The organism is Vulcanisaeta souniana JCM 11219 (assembly GCF_026000775.1).
Taxonomy (GTDB): Archaea; Thermoproteota; Thermoprotei; order Thermoproteales; family Thermocladiaceae; genus Vulcanisaeta; species Vulcanisaeta souniana.
In genome coordinates this window covers 1826622-1849077 of sequence record NZ_AP026830.1, presented here as the reverse complement: position 1 = coordinate 1849077, position 22456 = coordinate 1826622, and the positions used below count along the sequence as shown (strand labels likewise).

The following is a 22456-nucleotide window of genomic DNA, read 5'->3' as shown; positions in this document are numbered from 1 at the left end:
ACTAAATTTTATCCTTTTATCTTCTATAGTAATTAAGAACGCGTTTTATAGCCTTCGCAGTATCGACGGCATCCTCAGTTGTATATAATGGTCCAAGTAATATTGTGACGACACGTTCAGCGGCCCACTCGGCATTTGGTAATGGTCCATAGCTCACCTTCTTACCGTAGTATGGGCATGACCAGGGGCATCCCTTTCCATGGTTTGCCATGTTCATTATTATTGGTTCCTTATGGAGGGGTATTGGATAAGCCACGGTTGATGCTTCAATTCCTTCAGCCCTGAGCGCGTCGACGACCCTGTCTCTACTTACCCTCAGCTTCTCAAGGTTGAGAAGTAATTGAAATAAGTGCCAGGCATGCCTTATGTATGGTTTGGGGCGTGGGAACTGAATAAGATCGTTCTCCACATCCTGGATCTCCTCCATGAGTACCTTAGCGAAGGTCTCCTTATGCCTAATTATCTCCTCGATACGCATCAATTGTGAATAACCAAGTGCTGCTTGGAACTCAGTCATCCTATAATTATAACCAATTAATTCGTAGTAATACTTACCGGTTTCCCCGTGATTTCTCAATAGCTTTGCACTCCTTGCTATTTCATCATCATTAGTAACCACTGCACCACCCTCGCCGGTAGTTATTGTTTTTGTTGGGTAGAAGCTCAGGGTACCCACATGACCTATTGAGCCAGCCATTTTTCCTCTATAGGCAGCGCCTAGGGCCTGGGCCGTATCCTCAATGACATATAGACCCCTTTCCTGCGCAATCTTCATTATATCATTCATCTCAGCTGGATACCCCGCCAGATGAACAACAACTATTGCCTTGGTTCTGTCAGTAATGGCTTCCTCAATGGATGCTGGGTCTATGTTGAGGGTTTCTTTATTTATATCCGCGAACACGGGTATTGCATTCGAGTGGAGGATTGTTGTTGCCGATGCGGCGAACGTGAATGGCGTTGTTATAACTTCATCACCAGGCCCAACACCCACGGCCTTAAGCGCGACATGCAGGGCTGTTGTTCCATTGGAAACAGTAATCGCGTGCCTGGTACTTAGGTACTTGGTTAATTCCTGTTCGAGGGCCGTGTTCCACCTACCACCTATTGCGGATAATTGTCCCGACTTAAGGACGTCAATAACCAATTTTATATCATCATCAGTTATCCAGGGCTTATAACGAAGTGGGTTAGGCCTAATGGGCTTTCCGCCTTCTATTGCAGGTAACTCCTGCATTCAAGCCTATCAACACTGTTAGGTTAATTAAGTATTTACTATTCATGGATTTTAATACTAACTCTGTACAATCGTGATAATGCCGTCTCAAGCGCCCTAGTCTCATTGGGAAAGCTTTCAAGCCCCACCTCTTCACCCGAATTAATTGTCTCACTTACCCACCTACACTCCTTTGATATTAATACCTCCCCAGTGCTTGGATTATACAGCAATGGGTACATCCTACAGGCAAGGGGTTTCACTGCATGTATCGTGCATGACTTGCCCCCTTTATCATAAAATGGGCAATAACCTCTTATTAACCACCTATACACCTTCATGCCATTAATTGATAACTCACGGTACTTAATATCGAAACCCCTGGACTTAGCAAGAGCCCTTATTCTAGTTAATTCGTCCTCAAATAGTATGGGTCCTCTTTCCTCATTATCGAAGTAACAACATTCATCACATCTTAGGCATAGAAAGGTCTTCATTATCGCTCACCTACCCTAAGGACATTATTAATAAAGTGCTCCCTTAAATCCTCAATATTGCTTGGTTTTGGCTTTTTAATGATCTCAAAATCCGTTATTAAGTGATCAACTAGGTCAAGAGGCACCTTATCGAATAATGGAACCCGTGCACTTAAGCCACCAATTTCAACACTAATTGCGTATACATCATTAATGCCGCCAGTCACTGCCTTATAGGACTCAGCCACAACTATTGTGTTCACATCAAATTTGCGCGCAACTATGAGGAGGGTTTCAGTACCGACCTTATTAAGGAAGTAACCATCACTGTATAAACCATCGGCACCAACAATGACGTAATTAACCTTATTCATGAAGGATGCAATGGCTGAGTCAGGTATTGGTATCACACTACCTACGCGATTTGAGTAGTCCTTGATGGCTTGTGTAATTTCATCACCTGGCCTAGACTCCATTATGTAAAGGCCATCAATACACCTACCCCACTTGGAAAGGGCTACCCTAACCGCGGAACTATAACTAATGGTCATTACCCCGGATCCACACATTACGGGAAACCTATCCAATTGCTTCGATAAGTTTTCAAGCGCCTTCTCATGGGTCTCCTTTAAACGGCTAATAATCATGCCAAGGTCTAGGTCCAGACTTAGCGATTGGTCAATCACTTGTGTCAGGTTCAGTAGCGATGCCATGCCAGGCCTGATATTCCTTATTTCATTAAGTAATGACCTTATTTCCTCCTTGCCTAGTTTTTTTCCTAACGCGATCTCAAGGAGTTCAATGCCCTTAAGGAAGTACCACGATGCGCCGTGAACCTGATCCTTCCTTAATTCGCTCAGTATTGAATCAATGCTCATATTATTTTGGGATCCAACTCATAGGGTTGGAGATTAAAAGCTATGCCTAGATCCATCCGTGATTACTGAGAATATAAATTACTTATTAAAACAATACTTATTAATCCACTACTTATTGGGTGCCAATGCTATATATAGAAACCCCTGAGTGTATACTCTGTGCCCTGGAGTCAAGAACTAAAGAGATAAAGAAGTTCGGTATAGACGATATTAATACGTACATGCACATAACAATGCACATATCAAGCTTGATACCAAGGGGTAGGACACCGCTCTTCATAGAGTCCTTTGACTTAATAACCAAGATCCTAAACAATGAGGATCCGCATGCTGACGAGAAGAAGAACCTCGAGGATACGGCCTCATTGATCCTTGGTAAGGTAGTTAGTGATGCAGGTAATGATATAGCGAGGTACTTCGAGATAGCGGCGGCTGCTAATTCAGTGGATGTACCAATGAGGGACTATCAATTCGATATTAATGATTTCGTGAATAAACTCCTTGAGGAAGCAGCCTGGCTTAATATCACTAAGGAAGGCCTAGCGAAAATGCTTAATGATATTCACGACGTTGGTTACGTTGTTGATAACTCTGGAGAGTTTCAAATAGACGCATTGTTAATTAGGAAGTTAGTTGACATGGGTCTCAGGGTCACTGTATACGCGAGGGGCTTGCCCTATGAGGTTGATGTCACTGCTGACTACGTGAGCAAGGTATTAAGTGATAAGGTGAAGATCGTGTCAACAGGAAATAGATACCCACCGTTCTATAACAGGGGTTTATGGCAGGACCTAAGGCGTCATGACTTAGTTATTTCTAAGGGCGTGGGTAATTTCGAGTCATATTTAGAAAACGACCTAGGATTAAGGGTCATCTTCCTATTCAGGGCTAAGTGCGGGCCCATGATTAAGCTACTTAAGGTTCCTAAGAATAGTCCAGTTGTTTATTTACGGGGCAATAAATAATGGGTTTGGTTAAATATTAGTAGTGACTATATAAATTATTGTCCTTATGATATTTACACGCTTACTTCTTATGGTGCATCCTATTAATAATGTCTTGTTAACAATTAACACAATTTCCTTGTAATTATTGAATATATATTGATCTACTCGTAAAATTACGCTTGAATTAGGCACTAGGAAAGGTTTATATAATGGTCCATGCATGGCCACCCCGTGAAGTTCGCACTTAAGTGTTCTCCAGGTCAAAAAATTGAAAAGCGTAGTGAAAAGGTGGCTATTATTGGTGCTGGCCCAGCTGGTCTTGGCGCTGCTGGTTACTTAATATGCAGGGGTTTTCAGGTTGATGTGTATGATAAATTGCCAGAGCCTGGTGGATTAATGATCTTCGGTATACCGGATTACAGAGTTCCAAAGAAGAATGTTAAAGCTGGAATTAAGGAATTAATTGAGTTAGGTGTTAACTTCATACTCAGGACTAAGGTCGTTGCCGATGAGGAGGTGCATGCTGATGGTGATGATTTCGCAGAAAACAAGGTTCGCCTTGAAAACCTAATTAATAATTATAACGCAGTGTTGATAGCAACGGGGACTTGGAAATCCAGGGACTTGGGAGTACCCGGTGAAAACTTGAAGGGCGTTTACCTAGCTCTTGACTACCTATACAGGATCTATACCAGTGAACTCGGCTACCTACCAAAATCCGTGATATACCCAACCGGTAGTAAGGTGGCCGTCATTGGAGCCGGGCTAACGGCAGTTGACGCGGCAATAGAGGCACAGAGGCAGGGAGCCAAGGAGGTTTACGTGCTCTACAGAAGGACCATAAATGAGGCGCCAGCTGGAAAGATGGAAATACAGGGATTGATAAAGAGGGGTATAAAGTTCGTAGAGTTAGTTGGCATAACTGAGGTGTTGGGCAAGGACTACGTTGAGGCGGTCAAGCTGGTCAAGATGAGACTCGGCAAACCGGATAAAAGCGGTAGACCAGCCCCAGAACCAGTGCCAGGCAGTGAGTATGTAATGGAGATGGATAACGTAATAGCCGCCGTTGGTGAAATACCAACACCGCCATTTAAGGATGGATGCTGCGGTATTAAAATAACGCCTCACAATACAATTGATATTGACCAAAGACATAGGACAACAAGGAAGGGCGTATTTGCAGCAGGCGATGTGGCAACTGGACCGAGCCTAATAGGTAAGGCACTGAAAAACGGCATAGATGCGGCAATGGCCATCGAGGAATACATAATTAAGGGAGGCTGGAGAGAAGCATAAACCAGTTAGCAGTGATATTTAAATTAATGCTGTGATTACGTTATTTCCGTGAAGTTACTTTCCTTCACATGGAATAACCTGGTTAAAGTTGGTGTATACACAAGTAAGGGTATTCTTGACCTACCTAGCGCGTACATGGATATTTATGATGCGGTCGAGGCGCCAAACTTTCTCTATGACATGAAGGCATTAATAAGCGGCGGTGACCCTGTCCTGGCCATGGTTAAGGACCTACTAGATAAGGCGTTGAGGAGTAGTGACCCAGCGTTTTTCAAGGACCCAAATTCAATAACCTGGTTGCCGCCTGTAACTAAACCTGAGAAGGTCCTGTGTGTAGCCGTTAATTACAGGGCTCATGGTGAGGAAAGCAGTGCTAAGCCCCTCGATAGGCCGTACTTCTTCCCCAAATTCCCCAATGCGATCATTGGGCATAATCAGTCAATACTTAAGCCCAGGGTTTCGAAGCAGGTTGATTGGGAGGTAGAGCTGGCCATAATCATTGGTAGGAGGGGTAAGTACATCGACGTTAATAGGGCCTTTGATTACATCTTTGGGTACTTAATCCTTAATGATGTGTCAATGCGTGACTGGCAATTCCCAAGTAAGGAACCCTATGGAATGGATTGGATCTACGGCAAGAGCATGGATTCATCAACGCCGGTGGGCCCATACATCGTGACTAGGGATGAAATACAGGACCCGCACAACCTAAGGCTTATGCTTAGGGTTAATGGCAATGTGGAGCAGGACGACAACACGGGGAATTTAATATTTAAGATACCCGAATTAATTCACTGGGCGTCCCAGGGCGTTACGCTCAAGCCTGGTGACTACATAAGCACGGGAACACCATCAGGCGTTGGTTTTCCAAAGGGTAAGTTCCTGAAGAACGGCGACGTCGTTGAGGCGGAGATTGAGAAAATAGGTATTTTAAGGAATACAGTCATTGAGGAGTGAATCGCCTAGAAGGATTTATTAAATTACGACGTTAAATAAACAATAATGAGTGGAGACCATAATGTGTTGCGTAATGTATTAATCATAGTAGGCGCAATCATATTGGGCGTAAGTGCGTATTTACTCTATGGCGCGTTAGTCATGGTTAATTACATGGCCTATTACCACTGCATGGGAATGATGTGCGGAACGATGATGTACTACCCGCTATTCCTACCCCTGGCATTACTAACCGTGGGCATAATTACAGTAATTGCGCCAATAATCCTCATAAGATCCACCGGGAATTCCCAAGGACTGAGTTACGCGGCGATGCAGGAGACTGCGGCGAAGGGTAATTCCGTGACTGGTTATTCCAATGATTATTATAGTAAGGTCTTAAGGCTATTACCTAAGACTGAGCGTGAGGTCCTCGAGTACGTGATTAAGTCTGGGGCTGTATTCTTTTTCATGTTGATAGAGGTATTTTTATGTTCATTTATTATCAACTGAGGTTGTTCATGGTTATTTTAGCCCCTTCATGGCTATTAGGTATGCCGATGCCATATGCCTATCCAGGCCTAGTCTCTTCATGACCTCATCATGTTCTCTAGATTTTGATGTGCCCCTTGGACTTACTAGGTACACCCTGAAGCCGTACTTCATTGCCATGATAATGCCATGCATTAATAACTCCCTCTTTGCAAACCTCGCAATCTTGCGGTTTGCCACCCTGTTTTTGCCAAACCTCCTCCTCTTAATGAGGAGGAGGTTCTCAAAGACAACAACACCGACACCGTGATAGTAAGCATACCTAAGCAACTCCGAAAGTGCTTCAAGCCTCCTAGCCCTAGCCTTGTTTCTTGGGAATCCATGTGATGTTACTTCTGGGAACCACGCAGCCCTGGTGTCCCTTATCCTCCCGTACTTATCGACTATCACCATGTTTATCCTATCGCTGTTCAAGTCGAACCCCACAACGAGGCTTCCCCTGGCCTCTCCCCTCTTAAAATGCTTTAGATAGAGTTCTAGTGGTATTGAGATGTGGAGGTATATCCTCCCGCTTCTGAAAACAATTCTAGCACCATAGCTCATCCTCTTCTGCCTGCTCAGCTCTACAAGCTCTTTAACCAGCGGTATGTACTCTTCACCGAATAGTGCTTTGAAACTGAGCCACGAGCCATCGTATGGATACTTAATTTTAACAACACCTAGTGGGCCTAGCCTCACATTTCTATTTCCAAGCCTAGTTGCTTCGCCTTCGCTTACAATGAACAGCTTCTTCACCTTGATGTGCCTTAGATTACCATTGCTGTACCTACATCCCTCGACGAGTGCTTTTGCAACCTTGTATGCTGAATCACCATATGCCTTGTTCAGCATTGACCTTAGTTCTCTGAGGATTGAATTGGCGTCAACTCCCCTGGCAATCATCCTAGTCGCGTAGAGCACGGCCTTCCTAAAGTCATGCGCTAGCCTAGCTAGCTTCATGAAGTCATCGCTTGCCTCTGGAACCAGCCTGCCTGCTATTGTCACATGCGCAACTAGCTTAGATGCATCAACAACCCCTCCATTACTCATCTGGGACTGTGACACGTATAATCACCTCCCTCCTATACAGGTGTTGCATTTTTGAGCTGAGCTCCCTCGGTATGTATATGCACAATAGCCCGTGGCCTGTCCTCGAAATCCTAGCATGGAAAACATACTCCTCAGGCATACAGAAATCAAGAACAAGAAATACAGAAAAACCTATAAGTCTTTCTGTACTAATAACATTGGGATGAGCCCGATGAGCCTGGCGAGGGGGACTACGGCGTGAACCGCCCTTCGCCGATGGGAGCCACGCTCCCGCAGGCGGGGGGCCGGGGATAAGAAGCCGCGGTGAACCCGGCGGTGGACATAAACAACTATGAACCACAAAAAAGACCACCACCGGGCGAGCGGTGAGGTTTTTCAGTACCAGATAATGAAGGACCTAGGTTTGTCGAAGGTCCAGGCCTGGAGGATAGTACGTAGGCTTGAGGAGAAGGGCTTGGTAGAGGTCATTAAGGTTAAAGGTAGAAATATAGTGAAACTTAAGGATTTTAAGAGCAATTAGTGATTTTTACGATTTAACCGTGGCATGAACCATGCTCATGACTTCCATGTTGATGGCCACCGCTTGATGATGTCCGCGATAAACTCCTGATTATCCAAACTATTACGAGTACTATGAGTATTAGAAATAACACGACGATTAGGGCGCCGACTATCCATCCAAACCACCCAAAGCCGAACCATGGGCCAAAACCCCAACTCCACCAACCCCACATACATGGGCAAGGCATTACCACCACCCCATCATACCACCCATCCAACCAGGTCCATAGTATGTACCTGGGTATTGAGCAGTAGGATATGGGTATGCCGATGTGCTTAAGCCATTACCCACGGCAATTATCTCTCCATACATACCCTCTTCTGCGTGCCCCGGATAGGTGCATAAGTACCAATACGTACCTAGTGCGGTGATCGTGAATGTATATTCGTAGCCATAAGCATAACCAGTGTTATAGTTAGCCGGTGGTAACCACCTCATGAAGAGCATCATTTGTGGACCCATACCGCCGTACATGCCCATGTAGGGCATTACATAATATGGGTATGGGGGTGTCACCGTAGTAATCACGAAGTTATGGTACATGTCATCATCGAGATTAACGAAGGTAACATGAACAACGGCGCCCGCAGGCATGACCAGCGTTGGGTTTATGAGCCCATAAATAACAAAGACATCGCCATGCACATATGACGGAGGAGTTGCATTAAACATCCTCTCTGCATCGTCACCCATCATGGCCACGACTAATAAGTTAATATCCTTACTAGTGAATACTATAGTATTGTTATTCGGGTAAACATGGGCGTAGCTCGGCACTTCCATAACTTCCTTAATGATTTGACTTATTGAATATGTACCGTAGGTGTAACCACCATAGTAATTACTCGCACTGGGACCTATAGGCAGGGCGCCAGGGTAATTACCGTAGTAGTAATTATAGTAATAGGGCATAATTGCGTAGACTAAGCCTAGACTAATCACTAAGCCAATGGCAATACCAACCGCAATCCAAATCCAGGTCCTACTCATACCAGTCACGGGGCATTAATCCGGTTTCCTGCATAAAAAACCTATGTGAAACCAGTCGTGTAACTACGTCATTATCAAGAGGAAGAGACCAGCAGGAAATTACTTAGTAGGCTTGGTTTTTTAATTCCTAAACTACTTTTTAATGCTTGTCGCTAATTCCTCAATAATTGAAATAACGAGGTTCCTAAGTAAATCGCTGCCTATATCAACTCTGTTCAGTGCGTATTCTACAATGTCGTAGTAACCACCGACCATGAGTGATGACTGGGTGGCGCCAAGCTTAACCAATGCAGAAACTAACTCGGGACTGGTTTGTGTTTTTCTGATTACGTTGTCTATGATCCAGGCCCACATACCCATGAACATGGGTGGCGTAACGTTTCTCCTATAGTGAATGACGCCTACGTAGGCCTGCCACAACCAGTAATCCTCATTAAACGGACCATTTAATGTCCTGATCCACCAATCCCTAAGCGTCTTCTCCCTCAACGGCCTCTCGTCAGGTTGGAAAACCGCAGCCGTTGGCTCATAGGAAAATAGTATGTCGTAAAAGTTCTTAACCACGTCCTCGGTTATTGACGTGAGTATTGGCTTGAATTTCGTAATTACCTGGGCATCATAATCGCTAAACCTTGCTGGTGGCGGTATTTGGTTCATCGATGTGCTGACTATATTATCCAGTAATTTACTAATCTCGCTCCCCATTGTGAAGCGGGACATACATTAACGGTAAAATTAGCACGAGATATAAGCATTTTATCGAATAATCAAGAAATTGAACTAGCAATAGGAAAAGAAAGAATTAGTCACTGATTGTACATTTGCGAAATATTCATAGTTAAGGGTTAATAAGACTATGTAAGTAAAATAACATGCGTAGCCATACAAACATGAGTACTAGGGGCATTATGTATTTAATTTACTTTATTTGGGAATTATCTACATGAAATGGATCATTTTCCATAGGTGAATTTAAAATTAAATTTAATGAGAAAGGTAATGTCATGCGCGAAGTTGGTTTTAGTGAGTATTTGGAGTTTGTTTCTAGGAATAGGGTTATTCATATTGAGGACCAGGAGATTTCCCTTGAGCCCATTAGGGTTGAGCGTTTACTGCCTGATTCCACGGAGCTCACTGATGTTTCAACCACGGTATGGAGCTTTCCCAGGAGGGGTTCCTGGGCTACGCACAAGGGTGATTACAGAGGCAACTGGGCCCCCCAGATACCCAGGGCGTTGATACTCATGTACACAAATAAGGGTGATACGATACTCGACTCAATGGTTGGTTCAGGCACCACATGCATTGAGGCCAAGCTTCTGGGTAGGAATTGTATTGGTGTTGACGTTAATTATAATGCCGTAATGCTCACGCTACATAGGCTTTATTGGCTTGAGGAGAGCATTAAACAACACTCAAGTGCTGACTTGGTCCCCTATAGGGTCGGCGATGTGATCCTTGAGGACGTTATGAAGGCATTCACTCGTATTTACCACGGCGATGCGAGGAAACTGGACTTAATTAGGGATGGCTCAGTGGATGCTGTATTCACGCATCCACCCTACTGGAACATCATTGAGTATAAGGGTGGTGAGTGCTCACAGGATGATTTATCATGTGCTAAAAACCTGGAGAATTACATAAGGTTAATGGGGGAGGTGGCGCGGGAGATCTACAGGGTGCTTAAGCCAGGTGGGTATGCGGCCGTGCTCATTGGTGATACGAGGATGCATAGGCACTACGTACCCATATCGCACAGGGTCCTCGGGGTATTCCTAAACGTGGGCTTCATACTTAAGGAGGAGGTCATAAAGATACAGCATAGGATGAAGACCACGAGGGAAGTATGGCAGAGAATGAGGGGCAGGGGCTTCCTATTAATACAGCACGAAAAACTCTTCATATTTAAAAAGCCGGGGAATGAGGAGGAGAAAAGAAAACTGAAATATAGTATAAGCATTTGATGGAAATATGGTACTTGTTATTAGGTTCACGATGAGTACCACTAAGGAGTCAAGGTCTGCATTGGGGCTTATCCGACCTTCACTCAGAAAGGGAAAGATCTGTTGTCTCTTTTGGTCAGGTAAGGAATGAGTATTTAACCTGCTTATCGCTGAGTATTTAGAGTCTTGCCATTTAGGGCAGAGATCGTTATGAAACTAAACAGGTCAATGTGGACTAAGCACATGTGGTTCTAGAGCCTTATTTAGCCGGTGGCATCATTAGAAGTAACTTCATGAAGGCCAATTTATATTCATTAATTATCGGTATTGCGATTAAATAACCTGTGTAAAGTCCGTAGAGTATCACGGAGCCTCTGGGGGCCATGAGCACGGCAGGTATTGCAAGCAAGTCCTCCTCACCGTCAACCAGGACAAGCACATTATCGCCTCCCAAGGCAGTCCTCACCGCATCACCTACCCTGTTAATAGCATCTATACTCAATGTGGCGGGTCTGTTACTAATGTTTATAACTACATCAAAGGAGCTGTCTAATGATTCTATGCCAATGGTTCTCCTCGTCTTTAGGTCCATAATGGCCAGATTGGGTTTTCTCCAGTACTTAATCGTGTTCATGGTAACTATATCACCGACTGTTATCAAGAATGCATTCTCATACTCACTCTTCACCCTAATAATTGAGTCTGGGGCTTCCTTGCTAATTGCCACACCTAATGGCCAAGCCATCATGGACCTAGCCCACTTACTCACCAGGACATACACAGTAATGGTTTATTAACAGCGTATTAATAAGGAGTAACACGTGCTTGCATATATAGATCATCCAGAACGGAAGAGGCTTATTGAGGATTATGATGCGCTCAATGATTCATTGATGAAGAATATGAGAGAAGCGTTGTCCCTGATCGTCATGGTTGGTGGTGGTTACGATGATTCAATTAATAGCGTTTTCCTTAGGGTTTGGAATGGATTAACCAGTAATACCATGTTCATAGAGGATGTCCATGCATTAGCCGTTCAGTATAAGAGGAGGTTGATTAATGAACAAGATTTAACCAAGTCATTAATTGATCTCCTCAACAGGAGGAATTTCTCACTTGTTGATCTGATAATGATGAATAATTACCTTAAGCTCGTTAACGATATTAACGCGCTTGACCTGGGTCTTGCGATTTTCTATGAAAACCCCGAGTCGATACTCATGGGAGTTAGGGAACCACCGGATTTAGTTCCCAATAGGTTGATCGGTAGGGAACTCACGATAGACCTGGAATCAAAGTGCATGGTAACAAAGAGAGTTTTCTCTGTATACGTGTCTAGGCAGTATGTATCGAGTATTTACGTTGTTGACTGGTCAAATTCAGGGATTATACCATACAGTAAATTCCCCATGTCCAGGGTTGAGGATATCGAGGTCTCCGACCCTGTCTTCTCCGCACTTGTTAGGTTTAGGGCTAGGGCAGTGAGTAGGATTGTGGGTAGGGATGCTGTGCTTACCCTACCGAAACCCATTAATGTTGATACCGACGCTAATTACTGCATTGGTGGCACGTTCATTTCCCTACCTCAAAGTATGGGACTTAGCGATTACCTCTCCCTGATAGGTAAGTTAGGTGGTATGGGGTATGACGTACGTAGGTCATCCTTTACCCGCGTTGATGAACTTATTGAGTGGTGCTTGTTGAGTCGTGGTCAGGAAGTGAAGTGAAACTTTTAGTTAACTCTGTCACTCAACATATACATAACTCTGGAAGTAATTTATTAATCACAGGGAGACTAGTCAATTGATGATTAGTTACAGAAAACTTTCACTAATGAGGGTTAAGGGATTAACCCTGGTTATTACCGCAATAAATAATGAGAAGCATTTGCTTATGAACAGAGAGGCCCTAAAAATAAGCAGGGAAGTGAATAGATTACTAGGCCTGAGGAGGTGTTCTTCCTGCGGGCGCTGGATTAAGCCCGAGGACATTGGTTATGTTGAAATAAACGGTAACAGGGTCACGAGAACTCTATGCCAGGAATGCCTAAATACTGCCTACTCAGGAATTGCCGAGGCAATGATCCAATGCCTTGGCTAAACAATATTAAGGGTTTCCATTAGCTTCACTAAAATGCCATTGTTATCAAAGGCATGGCTAGATAGACATGTGGGGATGAATTACTACATAAGTGATTGTGAGGGCATTGGTGGTAGGGTGAAACAGAGCCTCGAGGATTTTATAGTTGAGGAGGTCCTAATTGATGGGCAGGTCGTACCAACGAGCCTAACGCAGAAACCAATGCCGAAAATAATTAGCAAACCGGGCCCGTGGACATGGATGATAATAGAGAAGAGGGGCATTGACGCGATCACATTATTACTAATACTAAGTAAGAGACTAGGTATTGATGCCCGGGATATTAGCTTTGGAGGGCTTAAGGATGCATTGGCGATCACGTCACAGGTAGTCTCGGTTAGGGGCTTGTCGATTAACAACGTACCGAGGGAACTTAGTAAAAATATCAGGGTTCTCGAGGTGTTCAGCATGGATAGGGCATTCACGACCAGGGATATTTGGGGAAATGAATTCACAGTAAGGGTAAGGGGCATTAACGAGGCCGGTAGGGATAACATTACCTGCATAATAAACCAGGTAATGGAGAGGGGTTTGCCGACGTACTACGGTTATCAACGCTTCGGACTAAAAAGACCAAACTCGCACATAATTGGTAAGTATATAATCCTTGGTAAGTTCGAGGAAGCAATTAATGAATTACTGACGCATGCATACCCAACGGAGCCACCGAGAATTAGAGAGGCCAGGGAGTTCATTGCTAGAACGGGAAACTATGCAAAGGCCCTTGAGTTAATACCCAGGGGGTACAGGTATTACCCTGAGAGGGCTGTGCTTAGGCACTTATCAAGTAATCCAAGGGACTTCGGCAATGCCATAAGGAAGTTACCACATGAATTACTAACAATCTATATAGAAGCCTACCAGTCATACATATTCAACTTAGCACTGAGCGAACGCATTGGTAGGAACCTACCAATAAATATGGCAGTGCAGGGGGACATGGTGGTCCTCCTGGATGAGCGTGGATTACCCACAAGGCACATGATCCACGTAAACGAGGCCATGACAAATAAGGTGAATGAGTTGGTGAAGAGGAGCCGTGCAATACCCGTGGCTCACCTAGTGGGCTACTCAACAAAGCTTCTTCCTGGGCCGCAGGGTGACATTGAGCTTGAGGTCCTTAGGAGGGAGGGGGTTGATCCGTCAATGTTTAGGGTTAAATCAATACCAAGGCTATTGATTAGGGGTGGTTATAGGCCGCTCTTCATTAGGCCGTCAATATTTAACATAAGTATATCAGGCAACGACCTAACTCTGGTATTTAGATTACCTAGGGGTAACTACGCCACGGTATTCCTCAGGGAATTAATGAAGAGTGGACAACCTGAGGTTGACTTCACGTAATTAATGCATTAATAAGTCATACTTATGACTAAGAAATGATATTAAAAGCAAAGTAATGACGCATTTAGATGCAGCCAATACTACTGGGAATACCTGGGCTTGAGTACCAGGGATTCATGGAGTGCGAGGCCAGCTTTCTACTGTCTCTAATGAACTCAGTGGAGAGGGGCGTCACCGAGAATAGGAAACCCCAATACCCAGACAGATCATGGTGGTCAATACTCATGATGGAACCCATAAAGGATATACCAAGCATAGACCCAATACAGGCACCGCTCGTTAAGCTAACCAGGGCATCACTAATAAACATACCAATCGCCGACCCAACATACGGCAAGTACAGCATTAGGATGAACCAGGAGGTGGATCCAATAACGGAGATAAACAACGTAATAAGTACCATAATAACCGAGGCCCAGTCAAGGCCCGTGATAGCCTCAATTAACGCGCTTGACAGATTCCTACACACAAAACCACAACTCAAGTGCGAAATCTATAACCAACTCGATAGGGCATTGAGAACCTTAATAATGAAGGGCGATATAACGCACATAATACTATTCTCGCCTTATGGAAACCCACAGGGGCCAGAAGAGGGTAACCACTCGGACTACGGTATTTACATAGCCACAATAACGAGACCGAGGCATGAGGATACAGTCAAGGTACACGAAATAGGCTATCTATTCAACCAAGCAGTTGAGGACGTAATGACGAACCAAGGATCATAGGCATCAAACACATCCCAAGCTTTACCAATACCCACCACCTAAGTCAAGCATTAAAGGCATTACCGTGTAGAACTTTCACGCCATGATAGATAAACATTAATAGGAACACGTGCCAATCTTCCTTCCGCTCAGTTGCACTAAATTAAAAGGTTCTAATTACAGTAACGACATATAACTTGCATAACACAAAGAAGATTTTCTTTCTATTTTGCAATACGCTTTAAACCCTACTACGTAACCCCCAATCCACTTATAAACATAGCCACAAGGAAAGAAAGGCATCACAAAAAAACTTAAAACCCATACAACAAGCAAAAGCATCGCCCCGGTAGCTCAGCCCGGTCGGAGCGCCCTGGGGCGAAAGCCCCGTGCAAGCCTCGTAAGCGGGAGGTCCCGGTCGCGGGTTAACCGCGGGGAAGGTTCGAATCCCGGCCGGGGCTCCAGTCATACAATAATTCTTCACATCTAGGGATTAGTGGTGTGTGGTTTCATTGGGGTGTACTTGCTTTGTGAGAATTGCCGTGTATGTTGCAGGGGAATGGGTGTTGGGTCTTAGTTATCATCATGGGTTTGTGATTGCAGTGTTTTGTTTCATTCCTCATTGTTTGGATTATTTCTTATCTTCCTTATTTCGTGGTTTGTCGTGGATTGTGCAATATCGTGGTGCTTAGTTGTGTCTTCGTGTTAGTGCTCGCTCACCGCATTAACAACTCGACCATGTACCTCATTGTTTTGCTTAGTACTACTTCTCGTTCGTTTGCCTCGTCTTTGCATGCGTACCTTACTTTGACGGTTCTTGGATCGTTGCTCATTAGTACGTACGTCACCCTGTACCTTGGCTCGACAGCATCACTGCTCAATGCCTTTACTTGCTTTATGACCTTAACTTCCTTGTCGAGGACTTCGAAGTGGTAGTCTCCCTCGCACTCCATGTTTATGATAGCTGCGTAAATTGGTTGCAATAACTTGGAGTACTCCCTGTGAAGTATTACGGCAGCTATGTGGGTGCATAATTCATTCTTTCTACGTGGGCCCCAGCTGGACTCGAAGCACGAGCAATGATACCTACCGTCCTTGAAATGAACTATGTAGTTCAGGTACTTATCGCCTAATTTCGGATCGCCATCCACGATCCAGGTATTCTCGTTTAATTGCCTGATGGTGTTTTCCCTAAATCTTGTTATGGCTCTTCTTATCCATGAGTTGGCCTTGTTTGGGAATTTTCTCCTTAGTTTCTCGATTGCTATTTTCTCTATTGTTTTCTCTGTTTCCGTGGCCCCACCCACCTTCTTTGGTAGTTGTTTGTTCTGGTATATTTTTCTGAGTTTATTGCTTTTTCTTAGTATATTCTTAATGTACTTAGATTCGTAGTGATATTACTAACCATATACCTGGCATTGAGTTCACATGTAGGTAATTGATTTTAATGGTGATTGATCATTTTACTTAGTTCGGGTTTAGTCTATGGTTTGCTTTTTCTTGCCTTTATTGGTTCTATTGAGATTATTTCTATTTCATCCAACGGCATTATGCCGTATTTTTCCCTGATCTCCTTGGGTATTGTGAATTGCCTACTTGCCGTACGCTTCGTCCTGAGTAGGAGCACCTTCTCTAGTTCTATTACTGCGTCCCTATGACTGATCACTATGTTTGCGTACCTTACCCACTCTAGGTTCAAGGCCTTTACCAGATTTGCCGGTAGTAGGACTTGGTTGTTTATGTATATCCTTGCCCTATATGGTAGATTGTTGATTGTTTTTTCGATCATTTCTGTGCAATTGTTAATTGAAAATAGTTATAATACTTTTCTCTATATAATTACTGGATTTGTTGAGGAGTAATTGAAAGAGAATTAAAATCAAAGGGTTGGCGTCCTTAATGATCCTTTAATAACGTCAATGTACCTACCCGGAATAAGTAAACTATATAATGCTTAAATGCCTGTTACTAAGGGAAATCCAGTGCCCTGGAAGAGCGTGCTATCTCTCAGCTTCTATGAGGAACCGAATGTAGGCTATAAAGTATATAGGCTTCACTTTAATGAAAACTTGTTCCTGCCCCGCCAGTACTATGAGAAATTACTAAGTGCGGCTCTCGATCCTGAATTGATTAGGTACTACACAGAGCCCCTTAATCCCACATTCAATGAGGCATTGGCTAGGTACCTCAATGTTGATGCCGGTAATGTATTTACCGTTGCCGGCGGCGATGAGGGCCTAAGGCTCCTCATTCAATTCGCGTTACATGGCCTTAGGAAAATCTTAATTGTTGAACCAACGTACTCCATGCCAAGGATATTAGCCGAGTCAATGGGTTTGACGGCAAATCAGGTACTGCTTAGGGATGGTACTTATGAACTTAACCTAGAGGAATTGATAAGGCTTGGTGGTTCTCATGACATCATTTATCTATGCGATCCAAATAATCCCACGGGTAATTTATTTAGCAGGGAGGATATTGAGTACTTGGTTTCGCATGTTGATTCCCTTATTGTGATTGATGAGGCTTATGCGGAATTCGCCAGGTTCAGTGTGATTGACTTAACCAGGGATTATGAGAACATCGCTGTTATCAGGACGTTCTCTAAGGCATGGGGTCTTGCGGGACTCAGGGTTGGTTATGTGGTGGCCTCTGACACGGTCATTGATGGCCTTAAGAGACTCTCACTGCCGCATAATATTCCATACACATCAATGGTCTTGGTTCTACGGGCGTTAGAATTAAGGGATTATGTTGAGAGGGGGATTGATAATATGGTGAGTGTTAGGGATATCATGACTAAGTCGCTGGACGACTTGGGTCTTAACCCAATTCCATCAGTGACGAACTTCATAACATTTCACGTCGGTAGTCAGGAAAAGGCTAATGGTGTGCATGAGGAGTTGCTTAGGAGGGGTTTTGTGGTTAGGAACTTGAGTGGTAAAGTTCTCTGTGAGGATTGCCTTAGGGTTACTGTGCCACCGATGAACGTTGCCGAGATGTTTATTTCCACTCTGGAGAATATTGTGAAGCATCGTGGTCTGTAATTATCATCTATAAATATAGGTAATACTTATATATCTCCTAGATACATGTTGTTTGATGCTCCTGGAACATGCATAATGGCGATCCCATCAAAGGGCCGTTTGGTACAACCAACACTAAAGTTGTTGGAGGAGGTGGGGATCAAGGCTCAGTTCTATGATGAAAGGGCATTGATGCTGCCGACTAACTGGCCTGGGCTTAATATCATTAGGGTTAGGCCTGAGGATATACCGTATATAGTTGAGTCTGGTGCGGCTGTCATGGGTATAACGGGTCTTGATTATGTTGTTGAAAGCCAGTCAAAAATTGAGGTGGTTGAGAGACTTGGTTTTGGTGGTGGTAGGATCGTGATCGCTGTCCCATCATCATCAAGTATTAATGATGTTAACGGTATTAGAGACGGCATGAGGATCGCTACTAAGTATGTTAACCTTGCCAGGAATTACTTTGAGGGCCTTAGTAAGAAGGTTAAGATCGTTAAGATTTCGGGTAGTGCTGAAATAATGCCTTCCCTGGGTGTTGCTGACGCTATTGTTGACGTCATGTCAACGGGAACCACGCTGCGCCTTCATGGGCTTAAACCCATTGGTGTAATTATGGAGACCGAGGCAGCCCTCATAGCCAATGGCTCTAGGCGTAATGGTTGCAATGACGTGATGGAGAGATTCCTGGTTCTTCTTCATGGTGTTAAGTCCTCAACTAACAGGAAGCTCATATTAATGAATGTACCCACTGAGAAACTGGCCAGTGTGCTTTCCGTACTACCCTCCATGGAGGGACCCACCGTTGCTGACATAGCCAATAAGCCATTTAAGGAGGTTATTTCAGTAGTTCCTGAGAATGAATTACCCAGCCTTCTGGTTAGATTGAGGAACGCTGGTGCCAAGGACATACTCGTCATGAGCATTGAGAAGGTGATTACATAGTGATTGTGATCCCATCAATCGACATTAGTGGCGGCTATGCCGTTAAGAGGGTTATGGGAGTGAGGGGTACTGAGTTGGTGAGGCTTAGTATTGATGATGCCATTAAATTAGTCAGGGACTTTAGTTGGGTCCATATTGTGGATCTGGACGGTGCTGAACTTGGTAAACCCGTTAATATTAGTTCCATAGGTAGGATCAGTGAGGAATTCAAGAGAAGATGCGAGGTTGGTGGCGGGATCAGGACTCCAGAGACCGGAAAGGAGATACTTAGGTTTTGTGAAAGGGTGGTTCTCGGTACAACGGCTGTTGAGAAACCAAGTGTAGTCAAGGATTTCATTAATGAGTTAGGTTATGAATCAGTGGCCGTCTCTATTGACGTCAAGGATGACAGGGTAATGAGTAGGGGTTGGTCAAGGCCCGTGGGTGAACTTGAATCAGTAATTAATTCATTGCCCAGGGTTCATGTGATGATATATACGGCAATTAATGTGGAGGGCACGGGACGGGGACTCATGCTCAATCCAAGGCATGTGGACTTACTTAGGGGCGAGGCCGATCTGTTGTTCTATGCTGGTGGAGTTTCCAGCTGCAATGATATTGAGCGGTTACGGAATTTTGGGTTTGACGGTGTGATAATTGGCTATGCATTGTACGTAAAGGGTGTGCGTTGTGACTGGTAGTACTGAGGTTAGGCGGGCTGAGGTTAAGCGTGAGACGAAGGAGACCAGTGTATATGTTAACCTGAGCCTAGGTCCTGGCGATATTAAGGTGGTTACACCAATCAAATTCCTCAATCACATGGTTGAGACGTTCATGTTCTACATGGGTTCATCAGGTGAGGTTATGGCTGAGGACCTTAGGGGATTTGATGATCATCACGTGGTTGAGGACGTATTCATCACCTTGGGTATGGCATTAGACAGGGCATTGGGTGATAGGGTTGGTATCAGGAGGTTTGGTTGGTCTATGGTGCCTATGGACGACGCATTGGCTGCCACAGCAATAGACCTGGGCGGCAGAGTTTATTGGGTGTTTAGGGGTTCATTCGTTGGAGAGAGGATTGGCGATTTAACAACACAGATGGTGCCACACATAATTAGGACACTGGCTACTCATGTTAGGGCCACAATACATGCAGAGATAAGGTGGGGCGAGAATGATCACCACATGGCCGAGGCATTGTTCAAGTCCCTTGGTCTATCAATGGCACAGGCCATGGAGTATGTGGGTGATAAGGCAGCGAGGAGCCTCAAGGGGACCATGCAATGAGACCCTTAGGCATTGTCAGGAGGATCATACCCTGCCTAGACGTCGACGCCAACGTCGTAGTTAAGGGCGTTAATTTTGAGGGCCTCAGGATAATGGGTGACCCAGTGGAGTTGGCGGCCAGGTATGAAGAGGAGGGTGCTGATGAGATCTTCCTACTCGATATAACGGCTACCATTGAGGGCAGGAAGACATTCCTAAAGACCGTCAGCAACGTAGCCAGTGCACTGAATATACCGCTGGGTGTTGGTGGTGGCATCAGGAACCTCGAGGATGCCGACGCTGCCTTTAAGGCCGGCGCTGATAAGGTTAGTATTAACACGGCGGCCGTTAAAAACCCTGGATTAATAACAATGCTCTCCAGGGAGTACGGTGCCCAATCAGTGGTTGTTGCAATTGATGTTAAGAAACAGGGCAATACATGGAGGGTCTATGTGGAGGGCGGTAAGAGGGAGACTGGACTTGATGGTATTGAGTGGGCAAAGAGCGCTGAGGACCTTGGCGCCGGTGAATTACTGATAACGAGCATTGATGCCGACGGTACCAGGGCTGGCTACGACGTGGAACTCTACAGAGTGGTCTCCAAGGTGGTCAACATACCAGTCATTGCTAGCGGCGGCGCTGGTGGGGTTAAGCACTTTGTGGAGGTCCTAATGTATGCAGACGCTGCCCTTGCTGCGAGTGTCTTTCACATGGGGGTGATAAACATCCAGGGACTCAAGGCATACCTGATGGAGGCGGGTATTAAGGTAAGGATGTAGTTTGTTGCTGCCGGCTAAGGATGCGTAAAAATCTCCATGTACAATGGTGAAGTCCATGCCCATGAGCCCACTGGTTTAGATCCTTATAATATAATAATTGTTAGTATTTAGTTAATTTAAACATAATTCTTCATGGAGCCACGATGATGCACTGTTCATACATCATGATGCCTAATGCAGTAATTGCATGCATTAATCACGGGAGTGTAATACGCAATATCGCGCATTGTTGCCAATATGAAGAAACTAGCGGATTGGTAGTTGTTTCATGTTACTCGTAGTATTTTATATATGGCTTATGACGCAGATTAGCCATGGTATTATTAACCGTCATTGTGGTCTTTGAAAGGAATGCCTACGGAGACTTAACATGGTTTCTTAGGGATATTAGAGCGTTACTGCTAAGGGGTTACGTAGGTTAGCTTAACCGTCATTGAATTCTATTGAGGAACCCTCAGTTTCCTTATACCGTAGGCGTAGGTTGGTTATGTCACCTAAGTCGAAGCATGAGCGAGTGCCCAGGTGGCATGCATTACCGACTTGATACACGAGTAGGAGTATGGCATCCCCGTCACAGTCAACCCTAAAGTTTATTAGATATTGGTAATGACCGCTGGTCTCACCCTTTAACCAAAGCGTCCTTCTGCTCAATGACCAGTAGTGTACCATGCCAGTGGTTAATGTCTTAATTACGGCATCTCTATTCATACTTGCCACCATCAGTACGTCCTTTGTATCGTGATCCTGGGCAACGGCTATCACAGTATTATCCGCATGCCTATACCACAGGGAATCGGCGATTTTCCTAGCGTCCTCCTCACTTAATCTTAATACTTTAACATTGCCCGGCAAGTTAATCATTATCCTTACCGAGGCACTCTGATTATTTAGTTTTTCTTATAGATGTGTAATTGCGTCCCGTTTCCTGCACCCAACGGTCCTAGTCATCCTACTGTTGGTAGTGCCCTACCCTAGGGACATCCTTAATCACTTCGGGTTGTGGCTCCCTGCCGGTGGGGTTATAACCTGCACCAGCACTGGGTAGGGCCATGTGGTTTTCAGCATTGGTATTAGGCTTGCCAACGAACCTAGTGGGAGTGGGAATATCTTCATCGATTTAACTGGAAATGTCTTAAGAGTGAGAGGTATTATTAGCGTAGGGTATTAATTATCAACCTCACTGACGTTGAGGTCAGGTACATTAGGGAGGGGCTTAGTGAGGGCGGTAGGTCCAAATTGGCCAGGGCTTAGGTTAATGGTAAATACTTATGTATTGCCATAACCCTCAAGCATGAGACAGAGCCAATTGCACCAAGCGGCTACATTCTAGTGATTGATGTAAACTCGTGAAACATGGTATAGTTTAATGGTCATAAATTCAAATGGCAAGTTGGCCGAGCATTCTAGGCTAAGGTCCTGCGTAACCCCGACTTTTAAGGC

27 protein-coding genes and 1 tRNA gene are annotated in these 22456 nt (G+C 44.5%); 16 read left to right on the top strand and 12 right to left on the bottom strand.

The genetic code is table 11. The features are described 5' to 3' along the window. Window positions 1-16 precede the first annotated feature (16 nt). From Vsou_RS09975 to Vsou_RS09965, 3 genes are read right to left on the bottom strand one after another with little or no spacing between them, the layout of a single operon-like run. Complete coding sequence (locus Vsou_RS09975) at window positions 17-1237, bottom strand: DegT/DnrJ/EryC1/StrS family aminotransferase (protein WP_188604080.1); 1221 nt, start codon at window positions 1235-1237, stop codon at window positions 17-19. Between the two features lie 38 nt (window positions 1238-1275). After that, window positions 1276-1713 carry a YkgJ family cysteine cluster protein gene (locus Vsou_RS09970; protein WP_188604079.1) on the bottom strand — a complete coding sequence of 146 codons (438 nt, stop codon included), beginning with the start codon at window positions 1711-1713 and terminating at the stop codon, window positions 1276-1278. After that, complete coding sequence (locus Vsou_RS09965) at window positions 1713-2570, bottom strand: eIF2B alpha/beta/delta subunit family protein (protein WP_188604078.1); 858 nt, start codon at window positions 2568-2570, stop codon at window positions 1713-1715. Before Vsou_RS09965 ends, Vsou_RS09970 begins: the two co-directional genes overlap by 1 nt. 125 nt (window positions 2571-2695) lie before the next feature. Between Vsou_RS09965 and Vsou_RS09960 the strand changes: the two genes are divergently transcribed. The 4 genes from Vsou_RS09960 (at window position 2696) to Vsou_RS09945 (ending at window position 6262) form a co-directional block, all read left to right on the top strand. Continuing rightward, complete coding sequence (locus Vsou_RS09960) at window positions 2696-3535, top strand: ARMT1-like domain-containing protein (protein WP_188604077.1); 840 nt, start codon at window positions 2696-2698, stop codon at window positions 3533-3535. A gap of 213 nt (window positions 3536-3748) precedes the next feature. After that, a complete protein-coding gene (locus Vsou_RS09955; RefSeq protein WP_188604076.1) occupies window positions 3749-4813 on the top strand; it encodes an FAD-dependent oxidoreductase in 1065 nt (354 codons plus the stop codon). A 48-nt stretch (window positions 4814-4861) separates the two neighbouring features. Beyond that, on the top strand, window positions 4862-5770 hold the full coding sequence (locus Vsou_RS09950) for a fumarylacetoacetate hydrolase family protein (protein WP_188604075.1): 909 nt from the start codon (window positions 4862-4864) through the stop codon (window positions 5768-5770). A gap of 45 nt (window positions 5771-5815) precedes the next feature. Beyond that, entirely contained in the window at window positions 5816-6262 is a 447-nt protein-coding gene (locus Vsou_RS09945) for a MarR family transcriptional regulator (protein WP_229709944.1), read from the top strand. A 12-nt stretch (window positions 6263-6274) separates the two neighbouring features. Here Vsou_RS09945 and Vsou_RS09940 read toward each other — a convergent pair whose 3' ends face one another. Both Vsou_RS09940 and Vsou_RS09935 read right to left on the bottom strand, forming a co-directional pair. Next, a complete protein-coding gene (locus Vsou_RS09940; RefSeq protein ID WP_188604074.1) occupies window positions 6275-7345 on the bottom strand; it encodes a hypothetical protein in 1071 nt (356 codons plus the stop codon). Further along, window positions 7323-7469, bottom strand: a complete 147-nt coding sequence (locus tag Vsou_RS09935) for a hypothetical protein (protein WP_188604073.1) — start codon at window positions 7467-7469, stop codon at window positions 7323-7325. The genes Vsou_RS09940 and Vsou_RS09935 overlap by 23 nt, the downstream gene beginning before the upstream one ends. A 192-nt stretch (window positions 7470-7661) precedes the next feature. Here Vsou_RS09935 and Vsou_RS09930 point away from each other — a divergent pair, with 192 nt between their 5' ends. After that, window positions 7662-7850: a helix-turn-helix transcriptional regulator gene (locus Vsou_RS09930; RefSeq protein WP_054844439.1), complete on the top strand. Its 189-nt coding sequence runs from the start codon at window positions 7662-7664 to the stop codon at window positions 7848-7850. Window positions 7851-7863: 13 nt separating this feature from the next. On the opposite strand, the gene Vsou_RS09925 is transcribed toward Vsou_RS09930, so the two are convergent. The 3 genes from Vsou_RS09925 to Vsou_RS09915 form a co-directional block, all read right to left on the bottom strand. Then, on the bottom strand, window positions 7864-8079 hold the full coding sequence (locus Vsou_RS09925; protein WP_188604072.1) for an SHOCT domain-containing protein: 216 nt from the start codon (window positions 8077-8079) through the stop codon (window positions 7864-7866). After that, on the bottom strand, window positions 8079-8882 hold the full coding sequence (locus tag Vsou_RS09920; RefSeq protein ID WP_188604106.1) for a plastocyanin/azurin family copper-binding protein: 804 nt from the start codon (window positions 8880-8882) through the stop codon (window positions 8079-8081). Before Vsou_RS09920 ends, Vsou_RS09925 begins: the two co-directional genes overlap by 1 nt. A gap of 132 nt (window positions 8883-9014) precedes the next feature. After that, window positions 9015-9602 (bottom strand): protoglobin domain-containing protein, encoded by a 588-nt coding sequence (locus Vsou_RS09915; RefSeq protein ID WP_188604071.1) that lies wholly within the window; start codon window positions 9600-9602, stop codon window positions 9015-9017. 284 nt (window positions 9603-9886) lie between these two features. Here Vsou_RS09915 and Vsou_RS09910 point away from each other — a divergent pair, with 284 nt between their 5' ends. Then, the gene (locus Vsou_RS09910) at window positions 9887-10846 is read left to right on the top strand and encodes a DNA methyltransferase (protein WP_188604070.1); all 960 of its coding nucleotides are present in this window, start codon (window positions 9887-9889) and stop codon (window positions 10844-10846) included. A 238-nt stretch (window positions 10847-11084) separates the two neighbouring features. Here the strand turns inward: Vsou_RS09910 and Vsou_RS09905 are convergent, their stop codons facing one another. Next, window positions 11085-11606: a GTP-dependent dephospho-CoA kinase family protein gene (locus tag Vsou_RS09905; RefSeq protein WP_188604069.1), complete on the bottom strand. Its 522-nt coding sequence runs from the start codon at window positions 11604-11606 to the stop codon at window positions 11085-11087. 40 nt (window positions 11607-11646) lie between these two features. Between Vsou_RS09905 and Vsou_RS09900 the strand changes: the two genes are divergently transcribed. From Vsou_RS09900 to Vsou_RS09880, 5 genes are all read left to right on the top strand, one after another. After that, on the top strand, window positions 11647-12552 hold the full coding sequence (locus tag Vsou_RS09900; RefSeq protein WP_188604068.1) for a hypothetical protein: 906 nt from the start codon (window positions 11647-11649) through the stop codon (window positions 12550-12552). Window positions 12553-12631: 79 nt separating this feature from the next. Next, a complete protein-coding gene (locus Vsou_RS09895) occupies window positions 12632-12925 on the top strand; it encodes a hypothetical protein (protein WP_054844441.1) in 294 nt (97 codons plus the stop codon). Window positions 12926-12958: 33 nt separating this feature from the next. Beyond that, window positions 12959-14308, top strand: coding sequence for a tRNA pseudouridine(13) synthase TruD (truD, locus tag Vsou_RS09890; protein ID WP_188604067.1), 1350 nt, complete (start codon window positions 12959-12961; stop codon window positions 14306-14308). Window positions 14309-14376: 68 nt separating this feature from the next. Further along, entirely contained in the window at window positions 14377-15039 is a 663-nt protein-coding gene (locus Vsou_RS09885) for a hypothetical protein (protein ID WP_188604066.1), read from the top strand. A gap of 322 nt (window positions 15040-15361) precedes the next feature. Beyond that, window positions 15362-15482 (top strand) — tRNA-Thr (locus Vsou_RS09880). A gap of 252 nt (window positions 15483-15734) precedes the next feature. On the opposite strand, the gene Vsou_RS09875 is transcribed toward Vsou_RS09880, so the two are convergent. Further along, a complete protein-coding gene (locus tag Vsou_RS09875) occupies window positions 15735-16325 on the bottom strand; it encodes a hypothetical protein (RefSeq protein ID WP_229709943.1) in 591 nt (196 codons plus the stop codon). Between the two features lie 176 nt (window positions 16326-16501). Further along, window positions 16502-16807, bottom strand: coding sequence for a hypothetical protein (locus tag Vsou_RS09870; protein WP_054844443.1), 306 nt, complete (start codon window positions 16805-16807; stop codon window positions 16502-16504). A gap of 169 nt (window positions 16808-16976) precedes the next feature. On the opposite strand from Vsou_RS09870, the gene Vsou_RS09865 reads away from it, so the two are divergent. Genes Vsou_RS09865 through hisF form a run of 5 tightly spaced genes read left to right on the top strand, consistent with a single transcriptional unit; the run spans window position 16977 to window position 21016 of the window. Further along, window positions 16977-18065, top strand: a complete 1089-nt coding sequence (locus Vsou_RS09865; protein ID WP_264890709.1) for a pyridoxal phosphate-dependent aminotransferase — start codon at window positions 16977-16979, stop codon at window positions 18063-18065. Window positions 18066-18110: 45 nt separating this feature from the next. Beyond that, window positions 18111-18989 (top strand): ATP phosphoribosyltransferase, encoded by an 879-nt coding sequence (gene hisG, locus Vsou_RS09860; protein ID WP_229709942.1) that lies wholly within the window; start codon window positions 18111-18113, stop codon window positions 18987-18989. Next, window positions 18989-19669 (top strand): HisA/HisF-related TIM barrel protein, encoded by a 681-nt coding sequence (locus Vsou_RS09855; RefSeq protein WP_188604064.1) that lies wholly within the window; start codon window positions 18989-18991, stop codon window positions 19667-19669. Before hisG ends, Vsou_RS09855 begins: the two co-directional genes overlap by 1 nt. Further along, a complete protein-coding gene (locus Vsou_RS09850) occupies window positions 19659-20258 on the top strand; it encodes an imidazoleglycerol-phosphate dehydratase (RefSeq protein WP_349293695.1) in 600 nt (199 codons plus the stop codon). The genes Vsou_RS09855 and Vsou_RS09850 overlap by 11 nt, the downstream gene beginning before the upstream one ends. Further along, window positions 20255-21016: an imidazole glycerol phosphate synthase subunit HisF gene (gene hisF / locus Vsou_RS09845; RefSeq protein WP_188604062.1), complete on the top strand. Its 762-nt coding sequence runs from the start codon at window positions 20255-20257 to the stop codon at window positions 21014-21016. The genes Vsou_RS09850 and hisF overlap by 4 nt, the downstream gene beginning before the upstream one ends. Window positions 21017-21439: 423 nt before the next feature. Here hisF and hisI read toward each other — a convergent pair whose 3' ends face one another. Further along, window positions 21440-21877 (bottom strand): phosphoribosyl-AMP cyclohydrolase, encoded by a 438-nt coding sequence (hisI, locus tag Vsou_RS09840; RefSeq protein ID WP_188604061.1) that lies wholly within the window; start codon window positions 21875-21877, stop codon window positions 21440-21442. Window positions 21878-22456: the final 579 nt, after the last annotated feature.